Source organism: Pseudomonas sp. GW821-FHT02H09 (genome assembly GCF_059421425.1).
In genome coordinates this window covers 123,107-150,029 of record NZ_JBWKVA010000004.1, presented here as the reverse complement: position 1 = coordinate 150,029, position 26,923 = coordinate 123,107, and the positions used below count along the sequence as shown (strand labels likewise).

Annotated in this window: 20 protein-coding genes and 3 pseudogenes; 13 read left to right on the top strand and 10 right to left on the bottom strand. The window is 54.9% G+C overall.

All coding sequences use genetic code 11. The features are described 5' to 3' along the window. Positions 1–139 precede the first annotated feature (139 nt). Entirely contained in the window at positions 140–1,054 is a 915-nt protein-coding gene (locus AC07VR_RS07035; RefSeq protein WP_494994888.1) for a LysR substrate-binding domain-containing protein, read from the top strand. A 553-nt stretch (positions 1,055–1,607) separates the two neighbouring features. Beyond that, a pseudogene (locus AC07VR_RS07030) lies at positions 1,608–2,063 on the top strand (tyrosine-type recombinase/integrase); the annotation flags it as partial. 96 nt (positions 2,064–2,159) lie between these two features. Here AC07VR_RS07030 and AC07VR_RS07025 read toward each other — a convergent pair. The 6 genes and pseudogenes from AC07VR_RS07025 to AC07VR_RS07000 form a co-directional block, all read right to left on the bottom strand. Continuing rightward, positions 2,160–2,294: pseudogene (locus tag AC07VR_RS07025) on the bottom strand (methyltransferase domain-containing protein); the annotation flags it as partial. A gap of 54 nt (positions 2,295–2,348) precedes the next feature. After that, positions 2,349–3,287: a carbohydrate kinase family protein gene (locus AC07VR_RS07020; protein ID WP_495010816.1), complete on the bottom strand. Its 939-nt coding sequence runs from the start codon at positions 3,285–3,287 to the stop codon at positions 2,349–2,351. A 131-nt stretch (positions 3,288–3,418) separates the two neighbouring features. Then, complete coding sequence (locus tag AC07VR_RS07015) at positions 3,419–4,057, bottom strand: nucleoside/nucleotide kinase family protein (RefSeq protein ID WP_495010815.1); 639 nt, start codon at positions 4,055–4,057, stop codon at positions 3,419–3,421. A 164-nt stretch (positions 4,058–4,221) separates the two neighbouring features. Next, positions 4,222–5,148 carry an ABC transporter substrate-binding protein gene (locus tag AC07VR_RS07010; protein WP_218537081.1) on the bottom strand — a complete coding sequence of 309 codons (927 nt, stop codon included), beginning with the start codon at positions 5,146–5,148 and terminating at the stop codon, positions 4,222–4,224. A gap of 43 nt (positions 5,149–5,191) precedes the next feature. Further along, positions 5,192–6,214, bottom strand: a complete 1,023-nt coding sequence (locus AC07VR_RS07005) for an ABC transporter permease subunit (RefSeq protein WP_223484890.1) — start codon at positions 6,212–6,214, stop codon at positions 5,192–5,194. Continuing rightward, positions 6,211–7,770: a sugar ABC transporter ATP-binding protein gene (locus AC07VR_RS07000; protein ID WP_495010814.1), complete on the bottom strand. Its 1,560-nt coding sequence runs from the start codon at positions 7,768–7,770 to the stop codon at positions 6,211–6,213. Before AC07VR_RS07000 ends, AC07VR_RS07005 begins: the two co-directional genes overlap by 4 nt. A gap of 517 nt (positions 7,771–8,287) precedes the next feature. Between AC07VR_RS07000 and AC07VR_RS06995 the strand changes: the two genes are divergently transcribed. The 4 genes from AC07VR_RS06995 (at position 8,288) to AC07VR_RS06980 (ending at position 13,310) form a co-directional block, all read left to right on the top strand. Then, positions 8,288–9,298, top strand: coding sequence for a LacI family DNA-binding transcriptional regulator (locus AC07VR_RS06995; RefSeq protein WP_495010813.1), 1,011 nt, complete (start codon positions 8,288–8,290; stop codon positions 9,296–9,298). A 335-nt stretch (positions 9,299–9,633) separates the two neighbouring features. After that, a complete protein-coding gene (gene pgi, locus AC07VR_RS06990; protein ID WP_495010812.1) occupies positions 9,634–11,298 on the top strand; it encodes a glucose-6-phosphate isomerase in 1,665 nt (554 codons plus the stop codon). A 239-nt stretch (positions 11,299–11,537) separates the two neighbouring features. Continuing rightward, positions 11,538–12,764 carry a maltoporin gene (locus AC07VR_RS06985; RefSeq protein ID WP_495010811.1) on the top strand — a complete coding sequence of 409 codons (1,227 nt, stop codon included), beginning with the start codon at positions 11,538–11,540 and terminating at the stop codon, positions 12,762–12,764. Between the two features lie 114 nt (positions 12,765–12,878). Continuing rightward, positions 12,879–13,310, top strand: a complete 432-nt coding sequence (locus AC07VR_RS06980) for a hypothetical protein (RefSeq protein ID WP_494994894.1) — start codon at positions 12,879–12,881, stop codon at positions 13,308–13,310. 68 nt (positions 13,311–13,378) lie between these two features. Here AC07VR_RS06980 and AC07VR_RS06975 read toward each other — a convergent pair. Further along, positions 13,379–14,176: pseudogene (locus AC07VR_RS06975) on the bottom strand (tyrosine-type recombinase/integrase); the annotation flags it as partial. Positions 14,177–14,327: 151 nt separating this feature from the next. After that, positions 14,328–15,242 carry a LysR family transcriptional regulator gene (locus AC07VR_RS06970; protein ID WP_494994895.1) on the bottom strand — a complete coding sequence of 305 codons (915 nt, stop codon included), beginning with the start codon at positions 15,240–15,242 and terminating at the stop codon, positions 14,328–14,330. Positions 15,243–15,510: 268 nt separating this feature from the next. Between AC07VR_RS06970 and AC07VR_RS06965 the strand changes: the two genes are divergently transcribed. The 5 genes from AC07VR_RS06965 (at position 15,511) to pgm (ending at position 21,903) form a co-directional block, all read left to right on the top strand. Then, complete coding sequence (locus AC07VR_RS06965) at positions 15,511–16,533, top strand: zinc-dependent alcohol dehydrogenase family protein (protein ID WP_494994896.1); 1,023 nt, start codon at positions 15,511–15,513, stop codon at positions 16,531–16,533. A gap of 333 nt (positions 16,534–16,866) precedes the next feature. Then, positions 16,867–17,076 carry a hypothetical protein gene (locus AC07VR_RS06960; protein WP_495010810.1) on the top strand — a complete coding sequence of 70 codons (210 nt, stop codon included), beginning with the start codon at positions 16,867–16,869 and terminating at the stop codon, positions 17,074–17,076. 104 nt (positions 17,077–17,180) lie between these two features. Beyond that, positions 17,181–18,641, top strand: coding sequence for a hypothetical protein (locus AC07VR_RS06955; RefSeq protein ID WP_495010809.1), 1,461 nt, complete (start codon positions 17,181–17,183; stop codon positions 18,639–18,641). A 110-nt stretch (positions 18,642–18,751) separates the two neighbouring features. Further along, positions 18,752–20,152 (top strand): aminotransferase-like domain-containing protein, encoded by a 1,401-nt coding sequence (locus AC07VR_RS06950; RefSeq protein WP_495010929.1) that lies wholly within the window; start codon positions 18,752–18,754, stop codon positions 20,150–20,152. A gap of 104 nt (positions 20,153–20,256) precedes the next feature. Then, entirely contained in the window at positions 20,257–21,903 is a 1,647-nt protein-coding gene (gene pgm, locus AC07VR_RS06945) for a phosphoglucomutase (alpha-D-glucose-1,6-bisphosphate-dependent) (RefSeq protein ID WP_494994899.1), read from the top strand. Positions 21,904–22,091: 188 nt separating this feature from the next. Here the strand turns inward: pgm and AC07VR_RS06940 are convergent, their stop codons facing one another. Then, the gene (locus tag AC07VR_RS06940; protein WP_494994900.1) at positions 22,092–22,787 is read right to left on the bottom strand and encodes a pirin family protein; all 696 of its coding nucleotides are present in this window, start codon (positions 22,785–22,787) and stop codon (positions 22,092–22,094) included. Positions 22,788–23,059: 272 nt separating this feature from the next. Here AC07VR_RS06940 and AC07VR_RS06935 point away from each other — a divergent pair, with 272 nt between their 5' ends. Beyond that, the gene (locus AC07VR_RS06935) at positions 23,060–25,534 is read left to right on the top strand and encodes a UvrD-helicase domain-containing protein (RefSeq protein WP_495010808.1); all 2,475 of its coding nucleotides are present in this window, start codon (positions 23,060–23,062) and stop codon (positions 25,532–25,534) included. 21 nt (positions 25,535–25,555) lie between these two features. On the opposite strand, the gene AC07VR_RS06930 is transcribed toward AC07VR_RS06935, so the two are convergent. Continuing rightward, entirely contained in the window at positions 25,556–25,828 is a 273-nt protein-coding gene (locus AC07VR_RS06930) for a DUF1652 domain-containing protein (protein WP_494994902.1), read from the bottom strand. A 273-nt stretch (positions 25,829–26,101) separates the two neighbouring features. Here AC07VR_RS06930 and AC07VR_RS06925 point away from each other — a divergent pair, with 273 nt between their 5' ends. After that, complete coding sequence (locus AC07VR_RS06925) at positions 26,102–26,917, top strand: helix-turn-helix domain-containing protein (protein WP_495010807.1); 816 nt, start codon at positions 26,102–26,104, stop codon at positions 26,915–26,917. Positions 26,918–26,923 lie beyond the last annotated feature (6 nt).

Genomic DNA, 26,923 nt, shown 5'->3' with positions numbered 1-26,923 from the left:
TGTTCTCCACGCTGACCCTGAGCAATAACGCGAATGTCACTTGATGCTGAAAAAAATTCAGCACTCGCCAATGGGCTCTCCCGATGTTTGAATAGCTGCATGCCCGGCCCACGCCACTTGCAGCGGAATAACAATAATCATGAGTACACCTGGCGATGCACCTCCGATCCTGCCACCACTGAAAGCCATTCAGGCCTTTGAGCAGACAGCACGTTTCGGCAACGTCGCTCGCGCCGCCGAATTGCTCGATCTGACACCCTCAGCGGTCAGTCACCAGTTGGCCAAACTGGAGGCGATGATCGGACGCCAGCTGTTTCTCAGAACGGCCAGGGGCGTGACATTGACCCCGGTCGGTGAGCAATACCTCACCGAGGTTTCCGGCATCCTGCACAGTCTGGCGGTGGCGACCGAACGGGCCACCAGCGATGTCAGCCTGGATTGCCTGCGGTTGCACTCGTCGCCCAGTTTCGGCCTGTTGTGGTTGATGCCGCGCCTCGAACAGTTTCGCCAGAGTCATCCCGACATCCAGCTCAACCTTTCGTGCTCCTACGAATCGCTGCATTTCAGTCGCGACAAGATCGATGTGGACATCCGCCACGGCATGCCCAACTGGCCCAGCTACGAAGTGCGGACGATTCGCAATGAACAGATTGCAGTCATGGCTTCCCCGAAGCTGCTGGAAAAACACCCGATCCGGACCGCTGCGGATTTGCTGGACAGCCAGTTGATCCTGTCGGAGGCCACGCTGATCAAGTGGCCGCAGTTGTTTGCCCAACATGGTGTGTCACGCCCCGAGAAGCCCTACACCCTAAGCTTCGATCGTTCCTACATGACGCTGGAGGCTGCCAGCCACGGGCTCGGCTTTGCCCTCGAAAGCACCTTGCTGGCGCAGGACTATCTCGCACGCGGTGCGTTGGTAGAGGTAGCGCCGGAGCTGAGCGCTTCGATTACTGCACACCACTTGGTTTTCCCAAGGGCCCACGCACACTTCCCTCGGGTCAGACGATTCCTGGAATGGATGCAGAAAGAGTTGGGGCATGATTTTAGTTACTGAATGTCAGTTAGGTGCGAGGAGCTCCGATACCATGTTCATCAAGAGTCCATCGACGGCGAGGCCGCTTTTGCGGCGTTCGATATTTGGAGTGGTGTTCGATCGGGCGATGTCGTTTTTGAATCGCCACGATAAACGAGAGAACACAGCTGATCGACGTATCTCCGACCATCGCGGCAATCGTGTGGAAAATGATACTCACGGCCTGATAGCTGCTTCTCCGCGTGACTGTAGAAAGCACTCGGTAGCGCGACTCGGACTTATGTTCTTCTCGTTCTTGACATGCCCTCCGAACAAGTCCAAAAATGAGCCCATTCCCACTGAGGGGATATTATAAAACCTTTAGATTTCAATGGGTCGGACGCTAGATGAGAGTCTCGTTTCCCGCTCCAATTATTGCGCTGCAGAGTTCCACAGAATTCTGTAAGTGATTGAAATCAGGACCGTCGGGTCCTTTTTTCGTTCCGACGGGAATTGCTGAAGTCCAGCACCATCCAGTGCTTTTAAGTCCTAAATTGAGTCTCGAATGAGAGTCTTGAATTCGGACAAGCACTGTCGCCGTGATGAGGCGCGTGCTTTGGTTGCCCAGGGCATCAACCCTTATGAGCATCGTAAACAGCAGCGTCGCGCAGTTCGTAGCGCAGCGGAGCACACTTTTGAAGCAGTGTTTGATCAGTGGGTCGAGTTCCGCAGGCTGAGCCTCAAGGAAGGTCGCCAGAGCACGCTTCCGCAGATCTTGAGAATCTTCAAAAAAACCTCCTGCCAACGCACGGCCGGCTGTCCATCTACGACATTAATCGCCACGACCAGTTCGACTTGCTAAGCGGAATCGAACAACGCGAGGCGTTAACGACAGCGGAAAAATGTCGGACCTGGTTCAAGCAATTACTCCGATACGCCTTGGTGAAGGTTGAGGGGCTTGGCCAAAATTCCGCGTTGGACCTTGATGTGGTAGCGCTTCCCAAGCCCCCTGTCACACAATCTCTTTCTCCGTATGAACGAGTTGCCTGCGCCCGGGGTTTTCCCGAAACATTGCGCAACCTCAAAGAGGTATCGCCCACCGCCTACCTGACCTTACATTCGACAAATCACCTTCATCCATACGAGACGGAGATTGCACGGTGGTCCTCGCGCTATCCGACCAGGTCGCGTCGCCATCTACGCCGATCACCTTGATAGTCCGTTCAGCCAGCGCCCGCAACAGCCAGCCTTCGGCACAGCCCAAGTCAAGCGGCGGTGGTGGGGCCGACTTGCTCGCGAAAACTGCAATGCCCGCGATACAGATCCCGACCAGATATCAATCCAACTGATGTCGATAAGGCAAGTCCGGCCCGGTCTTGCCGCAGGTCAGGGCGGCGGCGCTGACGGCGAAGGTGAGCATCGCGTCGATCTGTTCGCGACTCAAGCGCTGCAAACCCTCCACTGAATCCAGCTGCTGTTCGGTCAGCCAGGCGATTAATGCCGCTTGGAAGGTGTCGCCGGCGCCCACGGTATCAGCCATCACCACCACGCAGGCCGGCGCCGACCAACTGCCATGGCGGCGGCTGAATACCGTTGCTCCCTGGCCGCCACGAGTGAGGAATACCAGCTGGCAGCGGTGTTCCAGCCAGCCATGGATCACGCTCTGCGGGTTACGCTCGGGGTAGAGCAGGTTCAGGTCCTCGTCGCTGACCTTGATCAGGTCGGCATGCTCGACCAGAGTGTTGATGCGTTCGCGCCACAGTTCGATATTCGGTTCTGGGTTGAGTCGCACGTTGGGGTCGAGGCTGATCAGGCGTTTGCCGCTTTCCCGGCGGACCAGGGCCAGCAGGGTGTCGGCAATCGGCTGCACCACCAGCGAGAACGAGCCGATATGCAACCCACGCACCTCAGCGCCTAATTCAGGTAAATGCCCCGGCAACAGCTGGCGATCGGCACAACCTTCGCCTCGGAAGCTGTAATGCGGCGAGCCGTCGGCACCGACGGCGACCATCGCCAGGGTGGTCGGTGCGTCGAAGTCCTGCAGGTAGTCCGGGCGCACGCCTTCCTCCTGCAGCACTTGCTGTAAACGCCGGCCGAGGTAGTCGCTGGACAGCCCGGCGAACAGCGCCACGTCGATGCCCAGACGGCGCAAGCCGACGGCGACGTTGAACGGCGAACCACCGGCAATCGCTTTGTAGTTCACTTTTGAAGCTTGAACGTTGACGTCGTTTTCACTGAAGAAATCGAACAGCGCTTCACCACATACCAGATACATAGTCATTCGCTCTTTAAAGGTTCGCTACAAGTTGTTAATAGCGTTCGTAGGCCTGTTAGCGTTGAAAAGCTAGCCAAGCAAAGCGCTTGGTTAACGGCGTGATTCTTTCTCAAAAGAGAGGAAGTGGGATCTTAATTTGTGATCGTGAAGTCAGCGATATTGCTGGCAGAAATCACAATGTCGGCATTCGGAAGGTCGTTGCGATGAACTTTTTCATAGGAAGTAGACTCATCGAAACCCAATGATCGCCATCGATCAAGCAGGCGCGCTTCCAGGGTTTTGCGGTCAGCCTGCAGCATTATGGTGGCGTCAAAACAGTCTCTTAAGGACGACCATGGGGCGAGGTCTAATAGAAGGTAGTTTCCTTCCACGATGAGATATTTCACGTCAGAGGAAATCAATTGTCCTGCAGCACGGGATATCTCCAGAATCCGATCGAATACCGGAACGGCAACCGCTGGTTCGTTGTTCGCACGAAGCCGTAGCAGCAGACTCCTGAAGCCACCCACATCGAATGTTTCAGGTGAGCCCTTACGATCTAAAAGGTTCAAGGATCCAAGAACCGCATCATCGTAATGAAAGCCATCTCCGGGAACAACAGCTGCGCTCCCCGGCATAACGCTATTAAGAGCCTCTACCAAGGCCTGAGAGACGGTGGACTTACCGGCACCAGGCGGCCCCGCTAGCGCAACGACAATTCGATTCCCAGACAGGGCCTTAACGTAGTTGAGTAGCTCTGTACTTACTATTGTGTTTGTTTTGGTAAACATGCCAAATCTCTCCTCAGCAGCCGTCGCTCAGGTTTCCCGTAGGTTCGCCCCTCTAGGGATTTTCATGCCGTTCGGCCGCTGCGAGCAACTCGCAGCAGCCATTCCCCGCATTAAAGAGGTGGGACCCCTATGTCATTTGACTCAATCGCTCAGTGGTCAATTGGTCAGTGGTCAGCTTGCCAGCCTTTGTACTCCATGACGTTGGCTCGTGTTACCAGTGAGGGTTGAAGCAGTACCGTTGTGCTTTCCAAAGATTTGCCATTCAACAGGTCATAACCCATCGTTACGGCCTGTTGTGCCTGGCCCCAAGGGGATTGCGAGGCGGATGCCTGGATCTGTGTATCGCTTTTTAGCGCAGTCTCTATATCGGGAGCTCCATCCACCGATGCGATAATGATGCCTTTGCGCTTGAGTTGTTTTGCTGCCAGGTCTGCACCTATGGCCTGGGGGTCATTGATCGCGAACACCGCGTCGACTTTTGCAAAGCGAGTCAAGTCGCCTTGCATCACGCTGTAGCCACCTTCGCGCGAGCCTTTGGCATCCTGATTATCAGACAGTACTTTGATATCGGGTGCCTGCGCGAATACACTCTTACAGCCATTGACTCGGTCCAAGACTGCTGAAGTTTGCGTACCATTCTGGATAATAACGTTACCCTTGCCACCCAGTTTCTCAGCGATGTACTGACATACAATCCTGCCGGCTTCGACGTTATCGGTCTGTACCGTGGCGTTGGCACCTTGCACCATGACATCTACGCCCACAACCACTATGCCTGCCTTCCTTGCTTTCGCAATCGCAGGCGCGATTGCGACAGGGTCGACGGCGTTGACAAGAATCAAGTCTACGCCCGAAGAAATGAAGTTATCGATTTGAGTGAACTGCTTATTCAAATCGTAATCTGCCGACACTGAGATAAATTTTGCGGCGGGATTGATATGCAGTGCCTCGGCTTTGGCGCCATCTACCATCGCTACAAAGTAAGGATTACCCAGCGAGCCAACAGTTATCCCGACGGATTTCAACTCTCGCGCTTGAGCGCTGCTAAATGCCAGTAGTGTACAAACAGCGGTAAATATTATTTTTTTCATGAGCACTGTCTCTTGTTATTGGAGTGTGGGGGGTATATATGATTCAGGTTCGTGCACCTGACTGCCGAAAGCGATCGAGGGCTACCGCTCCGATGATGACAACACCTTTGATAATGTATTGCCAGATATCCGAGACTCCCAGCAATATCAGGCCATTGGAAAGTGTAGCGATAATCAGGGCGCCAATTAGCGTACCGACGATAGTGCCGACGCCTCCTGTAAAGCGCGTGCCTCCCAGAATAACGGCGGCGATAGCGTCGAGTTCATAAGACTGTCCCATTTGCAGTCCATTAGCAGCCATCAGTCGAGCGGAAGTCATGATGGCCCCCACGCCCGCCAACAAACCGGACAGGGCATAAGTAAATAACAGGACTTTCCAGACTTTGATTCCCGACAACCGTGCGGCCTCAGGATTACCGCCCACTGCGTAAATCTGTACGCCTAACACCGTACGTCGAAGAATAACCCACGAAAGAGTAACCACGACTACCGCGATTACAACCAGCCATGGCACCCCGAACAACGTATCGTTTCCAATGTAAGCAAAGGACAGGTCGGGATTGAAAACCGTTTTGTCTTCGCCGATGAGGCGTGCGATTCCACGCATCGCAGTCAAACCGCCTAGCGTGACTATAAATGCCGGTAGCTTTCCAAACGCGACCAATACACCATTGACGAGCCCTAGCAGCAGTCCGACTCCAAGCCCCGCAGCGATGGCCAGGGGAGCAAAACCCGGAACTTGCGATACCAATAGCGCCACTACTGCGGAAACAGCCAGAATCGAACCAACCGAAAGGTCGATTCCACCTGTCAAAATCACGAAAGTCAGACCTGACGCCAATACCACATTGATAGAGGCTTGCTGACTGATGATTGAGAAATTCTGGACCGAGAAAAAGCTCTCGCTCATCAGGCCAAAGCCTACACAAAGGAGTAACAACACGGGTAGCATGCCCGCCACTCTCATCAGTTGGCGCATTTTATCCTGCGTGGAAACTCCGGCGATGCTTCGTACATCAGGCGCGGTGAAGTCACTTGCTACTTTGCTTTGCAGTGGGGAAGTCATTGGACTAAGTCTCCGTTGGCTAGAGTCAACCTGTCGCTGCCTGTGGCAAACGCGATAATGGATTCAGGTGTGATATCAAGACCGCTATGGCCACCGAGTTCGGTGACAAGTTTACCTTCACACATGACCAGTACACGGTCGGCAATTCCAACGATCTCTGGTAGTTCACTTGAAATTATCACTACGCAAACGCCGGATGCTGCTAATGCATTGATGATTTTATATATTTCTGATTTAGCCCCAATGTCGACACCCGATGTAGGCTCGTCGAGGAACAATACCCTGGGCTTCATCTCCAGCAAACGAGCCAGCAAAACTTTTTGCTGGTTGCCTCCAGACAGCGCTCCAACATTGATATCTGAGGACGCTTTGATATTGAGTGCCTGGATTGCTTGTTCGGTACGTCCAGTTCCGGCCGTTCGGTCCACAAACCCCGCAAGTCGAGCATCACTTCCCACAACACATACATTGATATTGTCGTGGACACTCATGTCGAGAAAAAGGCCCAGCGCTTTGCGGTCTTCTGTCAGATAGGCGATGCCTGCATTACCTGCATCGCGAGGAGAGCGTATGACTACAACTTCGCCGTCCATTTCAATCTTTCCGCCTGAGTGTGCATCGATACCTGCGATTAATCGGGCAAGTTCGGTTCTCCCTGAGCCCACCAGTCCTGCAATCCCGAGAATTTCGCCGGCATACAGATCGAAACTGCAATCTTGAATATTGAAGTCATCTGTAAGATTGCGAACACGTAGTATCGGTTGCTCGTAAGAGCACAAAGAACGCTCATGGGCGTAGAAGCCGGAAACATCGCGGCCAACCATCATCCGGACCAGGGTTTCAGCTGACAGCGTGACGCGATCCAGCGAACCAACGTAACGACCGTCCCGGAGCACCGAAACACAATCGGACAATGCGTATATCTCGGCCATTCGATGGCTGATATAGATGATCGCGACGCCATCATCACGTAGCTGCCGAATCAATGTAAAAAGACTTTCGGTCTCTTTTGTGGATAGCGGCGTTGTAGGCTCGTCCATCACCAGGATTCGCGTATCGGCATGAATTGCACGCGCGATTTCAACAAGTTGTTGGTCCGCAATCGACAAGGTGCCGACCAGTGCGTGCGGATCAAATGTGACGCCAAGTCGCTTTAGTACTACGAGCGCGCCTTCGGTCATTGCCTTGCGGTTTATAACTCCACATCGACGAATCTCTCTACCCAGGTAGATGTTCTCCACCACGCTCATATTTGCGCACAAGCTGAGCTCTTGATAGATGACGGATATGCCATGGCGCTTCGCATCGTTCACGCCATAGTTTCGAATATCACATCCGTCGATTCGTATAGTGCCACTGTCGGCGACATAGGCCCCCGATAGTATTTTCATCAGAGTGGATTTTCCGGCGCCGTTTTCGCCCATTAGCGCGTGGATTTGTCCAGGGAAAATACTGAGGTCAATATCATGCAGGACGCGCACCCCATTGAATGACTTCGAGATGGAATGCATTTCCAATAGGGCAGGAGGGGGGCTTTCAGATCCAGTGCTCAGCATAGCTGTTAACTCCTTATCTACCGATTTGAGAGGCAGTTGAAACCTCTCATCGGTGTTCTTGTTTGAGCAACATAGTCGAAAGGAAAGCGCTTGCGCAAGCGCTTTCCTTTTCGTTCGAGGAATTCTCCAAAAAGCACTTCAACGTCCATCCCCTAGGGAAGCCCCGATCAAAGAGCACATGAAAAGGATGTTAGAAAAGCGCTTGCGCAAGCGCTTTCGTCTCGGCTATGCTTTTTTCAACAAGCGCTGCTGCGTCCATCAATTGGTTCGCAGGATGATCGCTACGATAATAAAAAGGAGTGCCCGGCTATGCTGCATAGCGGATTCCACCATCTCGATTCACAGACTTCAGATGCGCTGCGCATCTCGCTGGGTCTTTCACGAAATTGCGGGCTCGCCCCGGCATCAATTCCGAGAGCCATCGACGCATTTTCTCGCCGTGAGCTTTACAATAGGTAGCAACTGGACATGAGTTCAGCGCTATCCATCAAATCACGTGAGAAAGGAGTGATGCACAGTGGGCGCAAAGATGAGCGATGTCGCGAGAGCCGCGAACGTATCAATGTCTACGGTATCTCATGTTCTCAACGGTACTCGTAAAGTACATCCTGACACCGTCCGTAGTGTGAATCAGGCTGTAGAGTCCGTAGGCTATATTCGAAACTCACTCGCTCGGTCTCTGGCTCGCTCCTCTTCGGGTTCGGGTGCTATCGGCGTGGCGATTGCTACGCTTTCAAACTATTACTTCAGTGAAACAGTACGTGCCATCGAAGCGGCATGCGCGAAAAGCGGATTGATGATGATATTGGTCAATACGCAAAGAGATCCGGAACAGGAACTCAAAGCGGTTAAGGCACTGCATGAGCGACGTGTTGACGGGATTGTACTCGCTTCGGAATATGATCCAGAAAATCGAGTATTTAATTACTTAAAAGCCAACAAGATACCCACGGTTCTCATCGATCGACTTCTCTCGACGTCTTTTGATCAGGTGGGGGTAGAGAATAAGCACTCCTCTCAAGAGTTGATTGCACATTTGATTAAGCTGGGTCATCGGCGTATCGGGATGGTATCCGGACGATTGACCCAGTCTTCTTCTCATGAGCGAATTGACGGCTACCGTGCGGCTTTAGCTGACGCTGGAATTGAGTACGAAGATCAATTGGTTTGCTGTGGTGAATCGGCGATTGCGCCGGCAATGGAAGCCACTCGCCATTTGCTATCGCTAGAGCACCCGCCCACCGCAATAATGACTGCAAACAACTTGATGACCATTGGTGCAATGCAGGCCCTTCGTGAAGCGGGGCTTGAGGTGCCAAAGGATATCGCGTTGGTTGGCTTTGACGATTTCGACTGGGCGGATGCTTTTAGCCCAAGATTGACAGTTGTAGCGCAACCTCTCGAGGAACTCGGAGCCCAGGCTGTGAAGCTTTTATTGAAGCGTATCAAGCAACCTGAGGGTAGACGTCAGACTATTAGATTGAAACCCTCTTTAATTCAGCGAGATTCATGCGGCGCTCTCAAATGACTGTAATCAGGATTTCGTCCTGAGGATCTAGCGGTGCAGACGTGAATTACTTGACTCTTGTTCACGTCTCGCCGCATGGATAACTTTGAAACTAAACGACTAGCACCTGGTTTCCATTTGTCGTGCACGTATATGTATGTTTTCAGTGTTTTCTGCTTGAGTGCCCCGCGTTCGGTTTTGTTTTTCTTCAGGTAATTGGTTGTAACTGCAAAATGCAGAGCTTATTCCTGTGATGGCGCTTCTGCGTTCGCAGAATTACGAAATGCTTAAATTTGAATGGCAAGACAAGAGTCGATTTAGACGGCACAAGCCGTATTGGCGAAGAGGGGCTGGGCATGAATAACTACAACAAAACGAATGATGTAACTGCACTGCCGGCATGGCGCAATCTGCTCGACCATCGGGAGAGCATGAAAAATTTTAGTATGCGCGATGCCTTTCGAGATGACAGTAAACGCTTTCAAGAGTTTTCCTTGGCGGGCTGCGGGCTTTTTTTGGATTACTCCAAAAACCTGATCACTCACGAGACGCGTTCATTGCTTGTAAACCTTGCTCGCGAGGCAGGCGTGGAACAGGCAGCGCATGCCATGTTCAGTGGAGAGAAAATCAACTGCTCCGAGGGGCGTCCTGTGCTGCATACCGCGCTGCGGCGACCAGTGGGTGACGCTTTGATGGTCGATGGTCGCAACTTGATGCGCGATGTGCATGGAGCCCTGGCGCAAATGACTGACGTTGTGAGTCGTATCCATAACCATCTGTGGCGTGGTTACAACGACAAGGTCATCACCGATGTCGTAAACATTGGTATTGGTGGCTCATTTCTGGGCCCGGAGCTTGTCTCTGAGGCATTGGCGCCTTTTGCTCGGCATGGAGTGCGGTGCCATTATCTAGCTAACATCGACGGCAGTGAATTCCGAGAGGTTACAGCCGGACTGAACGTAGAAACAACGCTGTTCATCATCTCCAGCAAAACCTTCGGTACTCTTGAAACCTTGAAGAATGCACAAGCTTCTCGTAGCTGGTACTTGGCTAAGGGCGGGACGGAGGAGAAGCTATATCGCCATTTCATTGCTGTGACAAGTAATCGCCAAGCGGCGCTGGATTTCGGCATTCGTGAAGCAAACATTTTTCCTATGTGGGACTGGGTCGGTGGCCGTTACTCACTATGGTCTGCAATTGGCCTACCGATTGCTCTGGCCATTGGTATTGCTAACTTCAAGGAGCTGCTATCCGGCGCGTACGCGATGGATCAGCATTTCCTGAACGAACCATTGGAACAGAACCTTCCTGTTCTTTTAGCGGTACTCGGCGTTTGGTATCACAACTTTTGGGGTGCGCAAAGTTATGCTTTCTTGCCCTATGACCATTACCTGCGCAACTTCGTGAAGCATCTGCAGCAGATGGACATGGAGTCAAATGGCAAAAGTGTTCGTCATGACGGCACGTCAGTGTCCTGCAGCACGGGCCCAGTAATCTGGGGCGGCGTGGGGTGTAACGGACAGCACGCTTACCACCAGTTGCTGCATCAGGGAACTTCTCTGATTCCAGCTGACTTCATTGTGCCTGTGGTCAGCCACAATCCAGTGGCTGATCATCAGGAATGGCTGTACGCCAATTGCTTGTCTCAAAGCCAAGCGCTGATGTGGGGCAAAACCCGCAGTGAAGCTGAGGCAGAGCTAAAAGCCAAAGGCCTTTCATCCAGTGAGATTGAACGACTGGCGCCGCATAAAGTGATCCCCGGTAACCGGCCAAGCAATACAGTTGCTCTTGAGATCATCAATCCACATAGTCTTGGTGCGCTGATCGCCCTTTATGAGCACAAGGTCTTTGTCCAGGGCGTAATTTGGGGAGTCAACTCGTTTGATCAATGGGGCGTGGAACTGGGCAAGGAGCTAAGCAACAGCGTCCATAGCCTCCTGACTCGCTATGACGCGCAACCGGCTGATGATTCCTCGACGCAGGGTCTTATAGATTTCTTCCGAGGACGTCATCGGGGGTAGAGCCTCATAAGATTGGACGGGACTAATGCCTTATCGTTAGCTCGTCGTGGTCACTTTGCACTGCCTGGATTTTTCGCATGCTTTTGGTTCAGGTAATGCAGTGCCTTTTTTATTCGATTTAACTTGGTATTTCCCTGTCGGAAACCGGTGCGTGGAGTTAGTCGCGTATCCGAATCAAAAGCGTGCTGTTCGTGTTATCGGCCTTGTCCAATAAATATAACAAACAAAAGGTGTTATGAATGAACGTTAAAACTCTCAGCGCAGTTCTGGGTGCGTCCTTTGCTGTCGGCTTTTTGCCCGTTGATGCGTATGCAACAGACTTCAGTGGTTATTTCAGAACCGGAGTAGGAGATTCGACTCAAGGAGGGAAACAGTCGTGTTTTCAGCTACCGGGCGCGCAATCCAAGTACCGTCTGGGCAACGAATGTGAGCAATATCTGGAACTGGATTTGCGTCAGGATCTGCTTTCACTGGACGACGGCTCGGTGGTCAGCGTGGAAGGCATGGCACAGTTTTTCAACGAGTATGGCCATGAACCAAAATTTGACGGGGAGCACGGCTATACGCGGATGAGCCAGCTCTACGCTGAGTGGAGCAAGATGCCGGCATTGAATGGCGGTTCTTTCTGGGCGGGCCGTCGTTACTACAACCGAAACGACATCAATATTTCCGACTACTTCTACTGGAACCAAAGCTCAACGGGCTTTGGGTTCGATCAAGTCGCATTGGGAGATCTGAAATACAGTTACGTATTCTCACGCAAGGACAACGTCTTCCAAAAGGATTTTGTTACTCGTCATGATGTGACCGTCAGCGGATTCAACACAAATCCCGGTGGCGAGATTCAGCTGGGCGTCAGTTATCTGGACAAGCCGAGCCGCGAGAATGCTCATCAGGGCTGGTCGGTGGTTGCCCAGCACAAGCAGGTCGCGTTTCTCGGCGGAGTCAACAAGTTCGCTGTTCAATACGGCCAAGGGCCGGGCACCGCATTGGGCTACACCGGTGATACCACGTTGGATGAGAGCAACAAGAGCTGGCGGCTCGTGGAGTTTTTCGACTGGCAAATGACTCATGCTTTCAGTGGTCAAGTTGAATTGGTCTATCAAAAAGACACGCGGCCTGATGGTGATGATCAGAACTGGTTATCCATTGGTGTTCGGCCAATTTATGCGTTCACGGATCAGTTCAAGTTGATCACAGAAGTTGGGCGCGACCAGGTTGAAGCCGCAGACGGTACCCGAAAACTCACTAAGTACACCATCGCGCCTACCTGGTCACCGAAGGGCACGGGATTCTGGGACAGGCCGGAATTTCGTCTGTATTACACCTACGCAACCTGGAACAAGGCTGCGCAACGCGCCGCCAGCTTACAATCTCCGGGATCGGCGTTGTCTGATACCGGTGCGTTTGGTACAGATCTGCAAGGCTCCAACGTAGGGTTTCAGGTCGAGTATTGGTGGAAATAAATCCTGAAATGGCAGTGCTGACAATCAGCCCGGATCTGCTTCAACAACTGCGGATAGCGAGGGCAATCTAACGCTTCTTCTCAAACAGAAGGGAGTGGTGAACCGCGAGAGGAAGTGAGCGAGTCAGAGGGCGCTGAATGTTGTGGCGTTCAGCGCCATCGTCGATCGAACATTGTTGAAGCTTTATCAGGCGAGTCACTCAGAGCGAGAGACGACGTCACTATCCTTTTATCCGGTGATCGGGTTTTAATTGCGTCACTGTGTCGCTTTTCGCATCAACTCTTTGCGCAATTTTCCGGGGGACATGCCAAACATGTTCTGAATATGTCGAATGAAATGAGGTGCATCGGCGAGCCTGCATTCGAAAGCGATTTCCCCTATATGTCGATCCGAGCTGATAAGGAGCCATCGGCCAAACCTGAGTCGAACCTGACGGTAGAATTGGGCTGGAGTGTTACTGGTTTCGGCGACAAACAGCCGCTCAAGTTGCCGTTTACTGGTTCAATCTGTCGTCACTCGCTCTGCATTTTGCCGCAACTGGTCTAAGTAGTTCGCCCATTGTTGAGCCGCCTCCCGGCGTTGCACTAGCAGTTGCGCACGCGCATACACAGCCCCCAGCGCATCTGCACCAGTTCGCCAGGGCGGACTGGCAACATGACCAGCAGCCGCATCGCGGTGGCAACGCTGCCGTCGTTACAGTCATCCAGGCGTAGAAGAAATCTGCCCAGGTCGGCTGGCCTTTCAATCGCCGGATTGCTAGTCACGACGTGGCGAATCTTTAGCTCCTCGATGTTACTGAGCGCCACGTTGCGCTCCACCCAGCCTCGACCTTCGGCAAAACCCAGGATGGAACGTATGATGGTGCGTACGCGCCGAGCCATAGCCATGATGCGCTGGCGGCGCAGTTCCGTGATGATTGTGGTGATGTGTTCCAGCTTGATCTCGCTGACCGGTTTATTGCCGATGGCAGGCAAGATGTGGTTACTCAGCGCGCCACTAAACCCTGAGATGGACTTGGTGACCAGTTCGGCAGACTTAAATGTTAGCCACTGCTTGGCCACATACTCGAAGGTGCGCTCTTCGTTGAGCAGCTGTGCCTCGATCTTCGCGGTCTTGGCTTTGAGCGGAGCAATGTGGTTGGCCACGTCGCGGCGTGCGCCGCGGGCAATGTCGTGTGCCTCCTTCAGACCGATGTCGGGGTAGGCACCGATCGAGAAGCGGTTCTCCTTGCCATGCAGCCGATACTTCAAGCGCCAGAACTTGGAAGGTGGCTTTCCTGCCTTGCTCGACGCCCTTACCTCCAAGTAGAGGCCTGGGACATCGCCGTCGGTGTGCTTGCCGGGTTCGGTCAGCGAGCGGATGAAGGCGTCGCTGAGTTTTCGTTTGAAAACAGGGGCATTATCTGGGGGCATCGGTGGGGGCATCGTTTTTTAAAAATCGAAATTTGCCCCCAATTATGCCCCCATGAGCTCTGGAATCCAGTGGAATTGGACGGACGACTTGGACTGAGTTTCACTATAACCCCATGTTAATAAAAGGTTTTTGGCATTTAGTGGAATTCTGTTACAGACTATCGGGGTCCCCAAAGAACATCTGAATCCGCGAGCGCAACCAGCGTTCGCCCGGATCGTTGTCCTGAGAGCCGCGCCAGGCCATGTGCAGTTCGAAACTGCGCACCGGCAGCGGCGGTTCTTCGGCGCGTACACCGCCAGCGGCGGTCAGGGCATCGGCTGTATAGTCCGGCACCATGGCGACGATGTCGGTGCCCGCCAGCAGCGTGCCCAGGCCGTTGAACTGTGGAACGGCGAGCACCACGTGGCGCTTGCGGCCGAGGGTCTCCAGCTCTTCATCGATAAATCCGCTCAGGTCACCGGCAAATGACACCAGTGCATGGGGGCGGGCGCAGAAGTCATCCAGGCTCAGGGCTCCGGGCATACTGTCCGCGCGCAGCAGTTTCGGCATGCTGCGGCGCAAGACCTTGCGTTTGGCATTGGCCGGCAAATCAGTGGTGTAACTGACGCCAATCGAAATCTCGCCGGACGCCAACAGCCCCGGCATTAATATGTAGTTGACCCGCCGCACCACCAACACGATGCCTGGCGCTTCAGCGCGCACGCGTTTGAGCAGCATCGGCAGCAAGGCGAATTCGACGTCATCCGACAGGCCAATACGGAACACTGCGTTGCTGGTCGCCGGGTCGAACTCGGAGGCGCGGCTCACCGCAGTGGAAATCGAATCCAGGGCCGGAGAGAGCAGGGCGAAGATTTCCACCGCCCGTGCTGAAGGTTCCATGCTGCGTCCGGTGCGCACGAACAGCGGGTCATCGAACAGCCCGCGCAGGCGTGATAACGCCGCACTGATGGCAGGTTGGCCGAGGAACAGTTTTTCCGCAGCCCGGGTCACGCTACGCTCATGCATCAATGTTTCGAACACAATCAACAGGTTCAGGTCGACACGACGCAGGTCATTACGATTCATCTGGGGTCCTGGCAGAGTCAGCAAACTTGACGGGAACAGTCATATGAGAACAATGACCAGCATGAATCTTACGGGGAAAGACTGGTACTCTGCACCGGATAATTCAGATTTCCCACGATGCTGGTTCGGTTTTCTACGGATTTTGACGTCGTTGCCGGAGCTGCGGAATCAATGACAGGCATGTCGACTATTAATAGCCACTGATGGTCTTGGTCAGAAAGCCCAGATAGAGTTCAGGGCATTAGAGGTTACTTTGACGAGGTTTGCGATGTCCCGCACGATCCGTTTTCACAAGTTTGGTCCAGCCGAGGTGCTCAAATGCGAAGAGCATGCGGCAGCGATGCCTGCACCGGGCGAAGTGCAGGTGCGTGTCGAGGCAATTGGCATCAGTTGGTACGACGTGCTCTGGCGTCAGAATCTGGCGTCGTCCCACGCTCGACTGCCTTCGGGCCTTGGCCATGAAATGGCCGGCGTGGTGACGGCTGTCGGCGAGGGTGTCGATGATCTGGCGGTGGGTGACAAGGTCGCCAGCTTCCCGGCGCAGAGCCCGAACGATTATCCGGTCTACGGTGAGCAGATCGTTCTGCCTCGTTCGGCGTTGACCCGTTACCCCGACGTACTGAGCCCGATTGAAGCCAGCGTGCATTACACGCCACTGCTGGTAGCCTACTTTGCCTACGTCGATCTGGCGCGGGTCAAACCGGGTCAATTTGCCCTGGTGACCGATGCCAGCCACTGTGCCGGGCCATCCTTTGTGCAGCTGGGTAAAGCGTTGGGGGTGCGGGTCATTGCCGCGACCAAGACGGCTGATGAACGTGATTATTTGCTGTCGCTCGGTGCCGAGAAGGTAATCGTTACCGAAGAACAGGATCTGCTGATGCAGATCAACAAGTACACCGACAGTCGTGGCGTCGACGTTGTGTTCGACGGCCTCGGCGGACCGCAGATGTCGTTGCTCGGTGATGTGCTGGCGCCTCGCGGCAGCCTGGTGTTGTATGGCCTGCAAGGCGGCAACCAGACACCGTTCCCGGCCTGCGCGGCGTTCCAGAAGAACATTCAGTTCTTTGTGCATTGCATCGGTAACTTCACCGGCAAACCGGAGCTGGGCATCATTCAGGACCAGGTGGCGTTGCAACGAGCATTGCGCGACATCAATCAACTGACTGCGGATCGTGTTTTGCTGCCACTCAAGACTCGGGTCTTCCCGTTCAATGAGTTTGTCCAGGCCCATCGTTACATGGACGAATGCCCATGCCGCGTGCGGGTTGCCCTTCAGGTCGAGCCGGCCTGATTGCCTTCGTCAGAGTCCGTTGCAGCGGGCTCTGACGTTTTGGCCAAAGCGAATGGCCCCGTACTCTCTAAAGCACGCTGAAACTTTTACTCTCCCGCCTGTTTGTTCTCACCTGTCCAGTCATTTTAATTGAGCATTCTCCGTTCTCGCGTGCCAGCTCAGGCCGATATCCGTAAGTAATTCGCTCCCTGCGCCGTTTAACTTGAATGATGCCACACATCCCGTGTTCTAAAGGCTTGGCAACTGAACTGGTTTTTTATACGAATCTGTATCTTCCAATCATTGTATAAGCCTTGATAATTGGATGATCACTTTCGTCTCAAGGAATGAGTCATGGTTGAAGTTAAAGGGTCGCTTTGTTTTTGTGTCGAAATTCCCCGCAAGCCCCCCGCTGCGCGTGGTTTTGTGCGTCACTTGCAAGAAGCATGGCGAGCTGAATTAGTTGCGATCAATAATGCCTGCGTGCATCTTCTTTGTTTTGTGTGCTCATTGTTTGTAGGAAGTCGTAGGAAGTTTCCCAACTTGCTTTCATTTGCCTTTTGACAGTCCTGATATTTCATCGCGATGTTAATGTTTGGTAACTGAAGGTGAAGCAGAGCTGGCAATGGCCTGCTTGACACCGATTATACATTTCAGGTGTGACGACGATGAGTGCAATTCACGATCAGGCAATGAGCTATGTTTATCAGCAAGTACTGCATCGCTTACTGGGCTATTTCTCCCGCGCAGAACGAACGGCATTGCAACTGTTCATCCAGCGTCTCGTCGTTTCTGCCGGCGGAATGGAGCGTATCGGTAAACACAAGGTGCTGATGGTCCATTCGGGTTCCTGGGACAGCAGCTACACCTTGGGTTTTCTGCGCGCCGCTCAGCTGAGTCTCGCCGGCAGAGCCCCGGCAACTTTCAACTTGCGGGTCGCTACCCTGCGCCATGCCTGGATGAGCCCGCAGACATTGGCCAATATCCACCGCAGCTACGGCGCGTTGTTCGTTTATGACGATCCACGGGTTGAGGCGTTGATGCTCGATGCGCGCAATGTCCTGCCTTTTAATCATCTGGCGCCAATCTCCGAAACAGGTCGTGAACTCAATTGCCGAAACCTGTTGATCAGTGGTCACCTTTCGCACGGCGAAGGGAGCTCGACGTTTGGCGATGACTATCATTTATCAATGGGTGATTTCTACGGGGTGATGGCTCGCTGGGACGGTGGTGTCGATACGTTGATCAATGGTGACTCTCCCTTCGAGCAAAGACAGTATCTGAGTTGTTTCATGAGTGCCGCGAAGAAAATCGGGTTATCGGCCGAGTGCATCAGTGCACCCGATTTCAATGATCTGTTGGGGGCGCTCGAGCCGTTTGGGCAGGACTATTATCGCGTGCTATGCGCAGACAATGACCAGCAATACGTGCAGCAGGCGGTGGCTTATGAGGCGCGTCGGCGGGTGTCATACATTTGCCTGCATGAATTGGTTGGTGGTAAGCAGAAGGAGCGTTGGCGGTTGCTCAGCGAGTTTCTCGGCTTTCAGTTCGATCTGTTCACCTCTCACGTCAGCGAAAGCGAATACGCCAGTCTGTTGCTGTTGGCTCATATGCGAGGCTTGCAGGCTCAGTTTGTGCGTGGCCTGAGTTATGCAGAGGGGGTTGCCGAATACTTGAGACTGGCTTCGCTCCAGATGCGTAATAAGGACCTGCCCGAAAGCCTGGTAGAGCAAGTGCTTTGCGCCTACGCCAGTGCGCAAAGGATTGAGCAGCGTCGCGCCCAGGCAAACGCCTATGCCCGACAAACGCTGGGCCTGAATGAGGTGCAACTGGTTTGTCTGCTGTTCGCGCCCTTTGTCAACGGCGGGGAAGGTCTTGAGAACTTCCTGCGTCGTTGTCATCCGGGCATGCTCGTGGCTATGCCTGAGGTACATAAAGCGCTGCAGATGCAGTGGGCGCCGGAGCAGGTCATGCAATGGATGGTCGATGTCAGCGGTTTGCCCGTCGGCTTGCTTGGCAAGCTCTACGGCATGTGTCAGGCAGACGTTGGTGAGCCTGATCAAGGCCAGGAAGGACTCCTCATCTCCGATAGTGGTGATGTGACGACCGAAGAGTCAGCGGGACGTTGAAGGGGGTTGAGTTGATAGGGTCAAATAATGTGTTTCCACGTTCGCACTTGCCGGACATCCAAAAGCGCCTGCAGATGCCTGGTACCGTCACGCAGGCCGTGTCATCTTTTGTGAAAGGCGTCGAAAAAACCGATTTCGCTTATCAGGCGGTGTACCGTTATCTGACCAGCCTGATCGGTGAGGTGGGCACCGATGTCCGCGTCAAATTGCCTTCGCTGCGACAGCTGGCGGACCGGCTGAATGTCTCCATCTCGACGATTCAATATGCCTATTCACTGCTGGAGAAGGAGGGGCGGGTCTATTCGATCGCCAAGTCTGGCTACTATGCACGGCCGGTATCTTTCAGCAGTTGCTTGAGCATTGGCAATGATTTGCTTGAAATGGTCTACGTCAGTGCCAGACGCCCGGACATGCTGGTGTTGAGCGGCGACGAGCCAGCACTGTTGCTGTCTCTGGATAACCCTTTATTGCTGATGGAGCGAGAACTGGTGCGCCAGTATCCGCGTCAGCTTCAGTCGCTGTCACAGCCATGTGGCGAGCTGGAGTTGCGCACCGCGCTGGCCGCCCGCTACACCTCGTCCCCGGTGCGTTGCTGGCATGCCGATGATGTCTATATCGGCGCGGACCTGCGCGGGGTGTTGGAGATCCTCATCGCAGTGATTGGGCTCAAAGGCGCTACGGTGCTGGTGGAATCACCCTGTGACTGGGGAATCTTGCGTTTGCTGCAGACGGCCGGTGTGCGGGTGATCGAGTTGCCACTGCAAGACACTGGCTGCCTGGACCTTGATTCGCTCACACATCTACTGAGGACCGAAGTGGTACGTCTAGTGATGGTGTCCTCCGGCATCAGTATGCCAATGGGCAGCCTGATGCCGGCGAGCGACAGGCGACATGTGGCGCAGGTGCTGGAGCAGTACGGTTGTTGGGTGCTGGAGAACGACATCTACGGTGAGCTGGCTTTTGAACAAACCGGATGGCGCTTTCGTGACCTGGTCAGCACTGACCGGTTGATTGTGTTTTCTACATTCGAGAAGATCATTGGTCCGGAAGCGCCCTACGGGTATTTGCTTTCACGCCAATTGAGTGTCGAACTGCATCGGCATTTTCTCTTGCGGTCTTTCCGTTTGTCGCCCATTCGCCAGAAAGCCATCGCCCGGTTATACAGCAATGGTCGCCTCGACCAGCATCTACAGGTGCTGCGCCGGATGCTGGAAGAGCGTATGTGGTACATGATGCAACGGCTGCAGGAGCGCCTGGCCGACTCACTTCAATTCATCGTGCCCGCCGGTGGCGCCACTGTCTGGGTGCGCTGTTTAAGGCCGGTGGATTTACGTCAAGTGTTCCAGCGCCTGCTCAAGCAGCGGATCGTCGTTGCCCCTGGCGAACTATTCAGCATTCACGGGCTTCATTCCCAGAGCCTGAGATTGAGTCATACCTTCAACGGTCATCATGATCTGGATGCGGCGCTGGGTTATCTGGCGGATGCCTTGAGGCTTGAGTTGCTTGAGTGAGTGGCGCCAGCAAGCATTTCAAGGCGATAGATAACGTCGCAAAGCGCTCAAACTGCCAGTAAACTGCGCCTCTATCCCTGAACCATCCTTTCCAGAGGTTATGCATGACAATCAGTCCTTTTGCGGGCAAACCGGCACCGGCAGAACTGTTGGTCGATATCCCGCGACTGGTAACGGCCTATTACACCGGCCAACCTGATGCAGCAGTTGCTACTCAACGTGTGGCTTTTGGCACTTCGGGACACCGCGGCAGCTCCTTCGAGCTGAGCTTCAATGAATGGCATGTCCTGGCCATCAGCCAGGCCATCTGCCTGTATCGCGAGGCTCAGGGTGTTGATGGTCCGCTGTTTGTCGGCATCGACACCCATGCACTGTCGACTCCGGCCGGTGCCAGCGCGCTGGAAGTGCTCGCGGCGAACGGCGTCACCGTGATGATCGCCGAAGGCGACGAATACACCCCGACACCGGCGGTCTCCCACGCCATTCTTTGCTACAACCGTGGTCGCACCTCTGGACTGGCAGACGGCATCGTCATCACCCCATCACATAACCCGCCACAAAGCGGGGGCTACAAATACAACCCAACCAATGGCGGCCCGGCCGATACCCACATCACCAAGTGGATCGAAGCCAAGGCCAACGAACTGCTGGCCAACAAGCTCGCTGGCGTGAAGCGCATCAGCTACGAGCAGGCACTGAAGGCAAGCACCACCCATCGTCACGACTACCTCAACACCTACGTTGCCGATCTGATCAATGTGATCGACATGGACGCCATTCGTGGCGCCAGGCTGCGTCTGGGCGTCGACCCGTTGGGCGGAGCAGGGGTGCGCTACTGGTCAGCGATTGCCGAGCACTACCGTCTGGATCTGGATGTGGTCAACACCCAGGTCGATCCTACGTTTCGCTTCATGTCGGTGGACTGGGACGGTCAGATCCGCATGGACCCGTCTTCCAGCTACGCCATGCAAGGCTTGATTGGCCTTAAAGAGCGCTTCGACGTTGCGTTCGCCTGTGACCCGGACCATGACCGTCACGGTATCGTCACGCCATCCGGCGGCTTGCTGGCGCCGAACAACTATCTGGCGGTGTCCATCGATTATCTGTTCCAGAACCGTCCGCAATGGCGTGCCGATGCGGCCGTGGGCAAGACCGTGGTCAGCAGCGGCTTGATCGATCGGGTTGCCAGACGACTGGGGCGCCGTCTGTATGAAGTGCCGGTGGGTTTCAAATGGTTCGCTGACGGCTTGTTCGACGGCTCTCTGGGCTTCGGCGGTGAAGAAAGCGCTGGTGCCTCGTTCCTGCGCAAGGACGGCGGCGTCTGGAGCACCGACAAGGACGGCCTGATTCCAGCGCTGTTGGCGGCGGAAATGACTGCTCGTACCGGTCGCGACCCAAGCCAGATCTATCGGGCGCTGACCGATGAGCTGGGTGAGCCCTTCTCGGTGCGCGTCGATGCCAAGGCCAATCCCGAGCAGAAAGCCTTGCTCAGCAAACTGTCGCCGGAGCAGGTCAAGTCCACGCAGTTGGCCGGGGAGGCGATTCAAAGCATTCTCAGCCATGCACCGGGTAACGACCAGGCCATCGGTGGTTTGAAAGTCATGACCGAGAACGGCTGGTTCGCGGCACGCCCTTCGGGCACCGAAGACATCTACAAGATCTACGCTGAAAGCTTCATCGGTGATGAGCATCTCAAGCAACTGGTGGCAGAAGCTCAGACATTGGTGGATGGAGCAATTTCTGCGAAATGACTGATGGCCCTGTGGCGCTTGATCGTTCCCACGCTCCTGCGTGGTAACGCATCCCGGTGACGCTCTGCGTCACATGGACGCGGAGCGTCCAGGGCGGCATTCCCACGCAGGAGCGTGGGAACGATCAAGCGCAGACAAAAAAAGGGGCGACCAAACGGTCGCCCCTTTTTTGCCTGGCATTTACAGCATCAAGCCAGATCCACCAGAACGATTTCACTGTCCTCGATCGCAGTAACTCGCAGCACTTGCTCATGCTCCACCGCAACTCCGTCTCGAGCTTGCGCACGCAAGCCATTGACTTCAATGACTCCGGTTGCCGGTACCAGATACGCCCGACGACCGCTGTCCAGGCGATACTCGGCACTTTCACCGGCTTTCAGGTTGGCCGCCACCAGGCGTGCATCGGCGCGTATGCGCAGGCTTTGATCGTCGCCGGCCTTGCCGCTGGCCAGGGTAACGAAACCTTCGCGCTGCCCTTTAGGAAACGGCTTGGCCCCCCAGGATGGTGCCGAGCCGGCTTCATTCGGGATGATCCAGATCTGGAAGATCTTGGTCGCGGTCGATTCCAGGTTGTACTCGCTGTGGGCGATCCCGGTACCGGCGCTCATCACCTGCACGTCACCGGCTTCGGTACGGCCCTTGTTGCCCAGGTTATCTTCGTGGCTGATTGCACCTTCACGAACGTAGGTGATGATTTCCATGTCACGGTGCGGGTGTTTCGGGAAGCCGGTGCCGGGCGCAATCACGTCATCGTTCCAGACCCGCAAGTTGCCCCAGTTCATGCGTTTAGGGTCATGGTACTCGGCGAACGAAAAGTGATGATGGGCATCCAGCCAGCCATGGTGAGCGCCGCCCAGGGAGGTGAAGGGTCTGAGTTCAAGCATGATCGTCTCCAGTAAAGGTTCGTCATGTGGCTGAACATTTGAGCCGCAGAACTAAACCGGTGGTTGATGGCGAGTATCATCCAACAAGCCAATATCGATAAAAAGCGGAAAAAATACTTCAAACCAATCTAATTAACAGATGGTTTTGGAGGAGGAATTCTCCCTCACAGCTTTCAGTTCATCGCTTAAGCCAATGACGCATAAGCATTTCACTAGAAGTCATCGGCAAATGAAGCGACCATAGCCCAACAGCCTCACACACTGGAGTCAGCGTGCCGCAACACACCCCCGATCTTCCTCCCGAGCTTGTACCACTGGCCGAAATGCCGCTGTTCAAGCGTCTGGCCGCCAGGTTCTTCGGCCATGGCCTCAATCGCTTGCGCGCCCAGCACCGTGCGTCCTGGCTGCATGGCCAGGCCGACGGCTTTCGTAGCGGGCACAGCGCCGGCGTGGATTACGGCTACAAAGAAGGCAAGCTGGAGGGCATCGAAGAAGGTCGGCAGGTTCTGCTGATTCGCGACACGCGCTGCACCGAACACCGCGCGCCAGGTGTCGATGAGAACCTGTTCGATGACTGGCGTTTGCCGCTCACCGCCGAGCTGAAGAAGCGCATCAAAGCCGATGTCACCCGGTTACTCCCGCCGCAGGCGCAGCCGAGTGCAGCGCAGTGGAAGATGATCTTCAGCGACACACCCTCGACCACGGTGATTGCCGGTGCGGGGGCGGGCAAGTCGACCTCGTTGGTGCTGCGCATTCTGTTGCTGACCCATTACCTGGGTTTTGAACTGGGTTCGTTGACGGTGGTGACGTTCACCCGTGAGTCGCGCAAAGACTTCATCAACAAGCTGACGGAGATGTTCGCCATTTGGGGGCTCTCGCTGAGCCTCAAGGATGCCCGAGACGTGGTGCGAACCTTCCACTCACGAATCTTGCCGATGGTCCGTAGCCTGCCGGGTTTCTCTCGGTTGCAGGCTTTCGAGAACCTCAATGCCCGCTCGCTGCCGGGTGATGAAGGCGCTGACAGTAATCCGTTCGATCTGCGGATCAACGACACCCAGCGCCAGCAACTGAATGCCTGTTATCACGCTTTGCATACCCGTGATGAGCGATTCCGCGAACTGATCAAACCGCTGTCCCGGCACGCCTTGCAGCTCAAGGAACTGGAGCGTGATCACCCGGACGTGCAAAAGCGCATCGCGGTGACCGAGCTTGCGGCCAAGCGTGATGAAGAGCTCTGCGACACGATCGAAGACCTGTGGTTTCGCGCCGGTGCCTGGCCGATCAAAGGCATCGAACCCGACCGGCAGAGGTTCGAGATCAATGGTTCGTCATTTCATTGCCACGGCTATATCGCCGAGCTGGATGCCTGGGTCGTGCTGGGCTTCGACCCTCGTGAGAATGCACAGATCAGCCGGCCAGGCGCCAAGCTGTCGGTCCGCGCGGAATGGGCGGTAAAGCGCACCTTGTTTCAAGCTTTCTGTCGTAAGCCACTGATTTGGCTTGATAGTTATGATTCAGCGAAACGCGTTTTGTCGTCGCTGGCCGGGGATGCCAGCGCGGGACCAGGCTTCGATTACAAGGTCAAAGGCGAGCTCGGTTCCGCGCCACTGCTGGATTGCTTTGTCGCTGCGGCCGGGTTTATCGAGAACCTGGGGCTGGATGTACCTGCCGCCGTGGGCCAGATGAGCTTTGCCAAAGACGATCCTGATCGCTTTTTTTTCGAGGCCCTGAGCCTCTTCTGGCGGGCGCTGGAGGATCACTTGCTTGATCAATCGCCGCCGGTCATGACTTATAACCGCATGTTCGCGTTGTTCAGCGAGCACTCACCGGAAAACTTCAAGCTGTTGAGCGACGAGCTGCTGCGGCCGCTGTCGCACCTCATGATCGATGAGTTCCAGGACGTTTCCCCGCAAATCGTCTCCTGGATCCGCGCCAGCCTGCGGGAGATCCGCAGCCGTGGCCCGGCCATGCATGTCGGCCGGGGCGCGCAGCGTTCGTCGCTGTTATGCGTCGGGGATGATTGGCAATCGATCTATGGCTGGCGTGGCAGCTCGCCGAAATACTTCATGGAATTCAACAAGGAGTTCCCGTCTCCAAGTACCACTCGGGTCATGCTCAGCGATAACTATCGCAGCCATCAGCACATCATCGACGCGGCAGAGCATATTGTCCGTGCGGCCCCCGCGATTGCCGGGAAAAAGGCCAAGGCCAGCGGTGACCCCAAAGAGTTGCTCCCGGTGAAGGTCATGGATAGAGATGACCTGGCGCTGGCCAAGCGCTTGGTCGAACACTATCGAAACGGCGATTCGGTCTTGATGTTGTTTCGAAAAAGTAGCGATAAGTTATTGATAGAAGAGCATATTCAGGCTGTAGTTAATGTCGATTCTAGATTGCCAATCGAGGATCGCCGACTGAAACAACTGACCTACCACAGCTCCAAAGGCCTGCAGGCTGATGCAGTGTTTCTGTTGGGCGATTGCCAGCATCTGACCAGTTCACCCTACAAGAACCAGGTGTATCGCATGGCCGGGCTGGCCAGGGATGGCGATGTCGAACCGTATGACAGTGCCCAGAAAGACGAAATCCTGCGCCTTGCGTATGTCGGTATTACCCGGGCGGTCAAGCACTGCTACTGGTATGTCGACAGTCAGGATGTGCAGGCGGCCAATGTTCCGAAGGCCTCCGACCGGATCGCCGGGGACAAGGCGTTCTTCGATGATCAGCGGGGGATGAAGGTTCAGGTGTAGGAGCAGCCGGGATTTCAATGGCTAACTAAAACCTCTTGAACTCATGGGTGGAATGAACGATTCAAGCTCGTCTTCTACCGCCTCGATTATTCTCTCCACATCGGTGGCGTTCATCACTGTTGCACAAGGGATACCGGCAATGGCGATCATGGTTTCGCCGCTGGCTCGGTCGAATAGCCGGGCAATCATGCTGTCGGGGGCATCCATGCTGGCCTCGAAGCCCATTGGATGAAAATGCCAGCGCATGAGCTGACAGGCATTAGGAAAGGTGACCTTGGAAAAGACCGTATTCATGTGTTGCCCACCTTGTTCGTTGAGCACTTCCTTAAGCTCGCGGTAGGAACGGAAGGGCCTTCACTGGCCCAACCTTTGAGCTTTTAAAAGTAGCATCACTCGCGACAGGCAGGAGGTTTTTTTCAGGCCGTTTGGCGATTGCTTTGAAAAGCTTTGATGCAGGTCAAATCCCGGTATGTCTAAGACAACGCGCCATTATCTCAAGCCATCAATTGGCCATTGAAGCGCAAGCTGAAGTTCGGCAAGCTCTGTTTTTCTGTCATCGAGTGTTTTATGCCTGCCAATGATGATGGCCCGCTGCAAACCCAGGCCACCGGCGAAACCGTGCTGCGTTATCACCTGTGCTGGAAACACCGTGACCTGGAGGGGGTCATGGCGCTCTATCACCCGGACGTCCAGTACAACGATTTCTTTCAGAACCGCATTCTCGGTCTGGCTGAGCTGCGTGAGTACGTGCGCAGCAGTATGCCCCGCGATCCGGATGAAGCGCTCGAACACTCCGACCGCATCCGTCTGGATGGTAATACCGCGTTCATTCAGTACCGGGTGACGTTGCGTGGCGGCCAGGGGCTGGTGTCGTTTCGCGCCAGCGAAGCCATCACGGTGCGTGACGGTCTGATCTGGCGGGTCAACGAGTATGCCTCGCTGGTGCATGAGCACCCGTCCAGCAAGTCCGCTACCAGCCTGCGCCCGGCGGTCAGTCGGCTGGGGCTTTCGCCGCGACAATTGAGTTTTATGGCGCAAGACCTGCAACAGTATTTCGAGCGTCAGCAACCGTATCTGGACCCGGAACTCGATCTTCAGCGGGTGGCGAAAGAGTGCGGTTACAGCCGCAATCAGATCTCCTATCTGCTCAACCAGGTGCTGGGGCAAAGCTTCTATCGCTACGTCAACCAGGCTCGCCTTCAGCACGTGTTGGCGGCGCTGGACAAAGCATCGCCACCGTTGCGGGTCGACGAGCTGGCGTTCGCCGCTGGTTTCAATTCCCTCTCGGCCTTCTATAGCTGTTTCCGCCAACACACCGGCCTGTCACCGAAGGCTTATGCCAAACACATTTCTTTGCGTGCACGCGCGCAAGACAGCCTCTGAACCCAG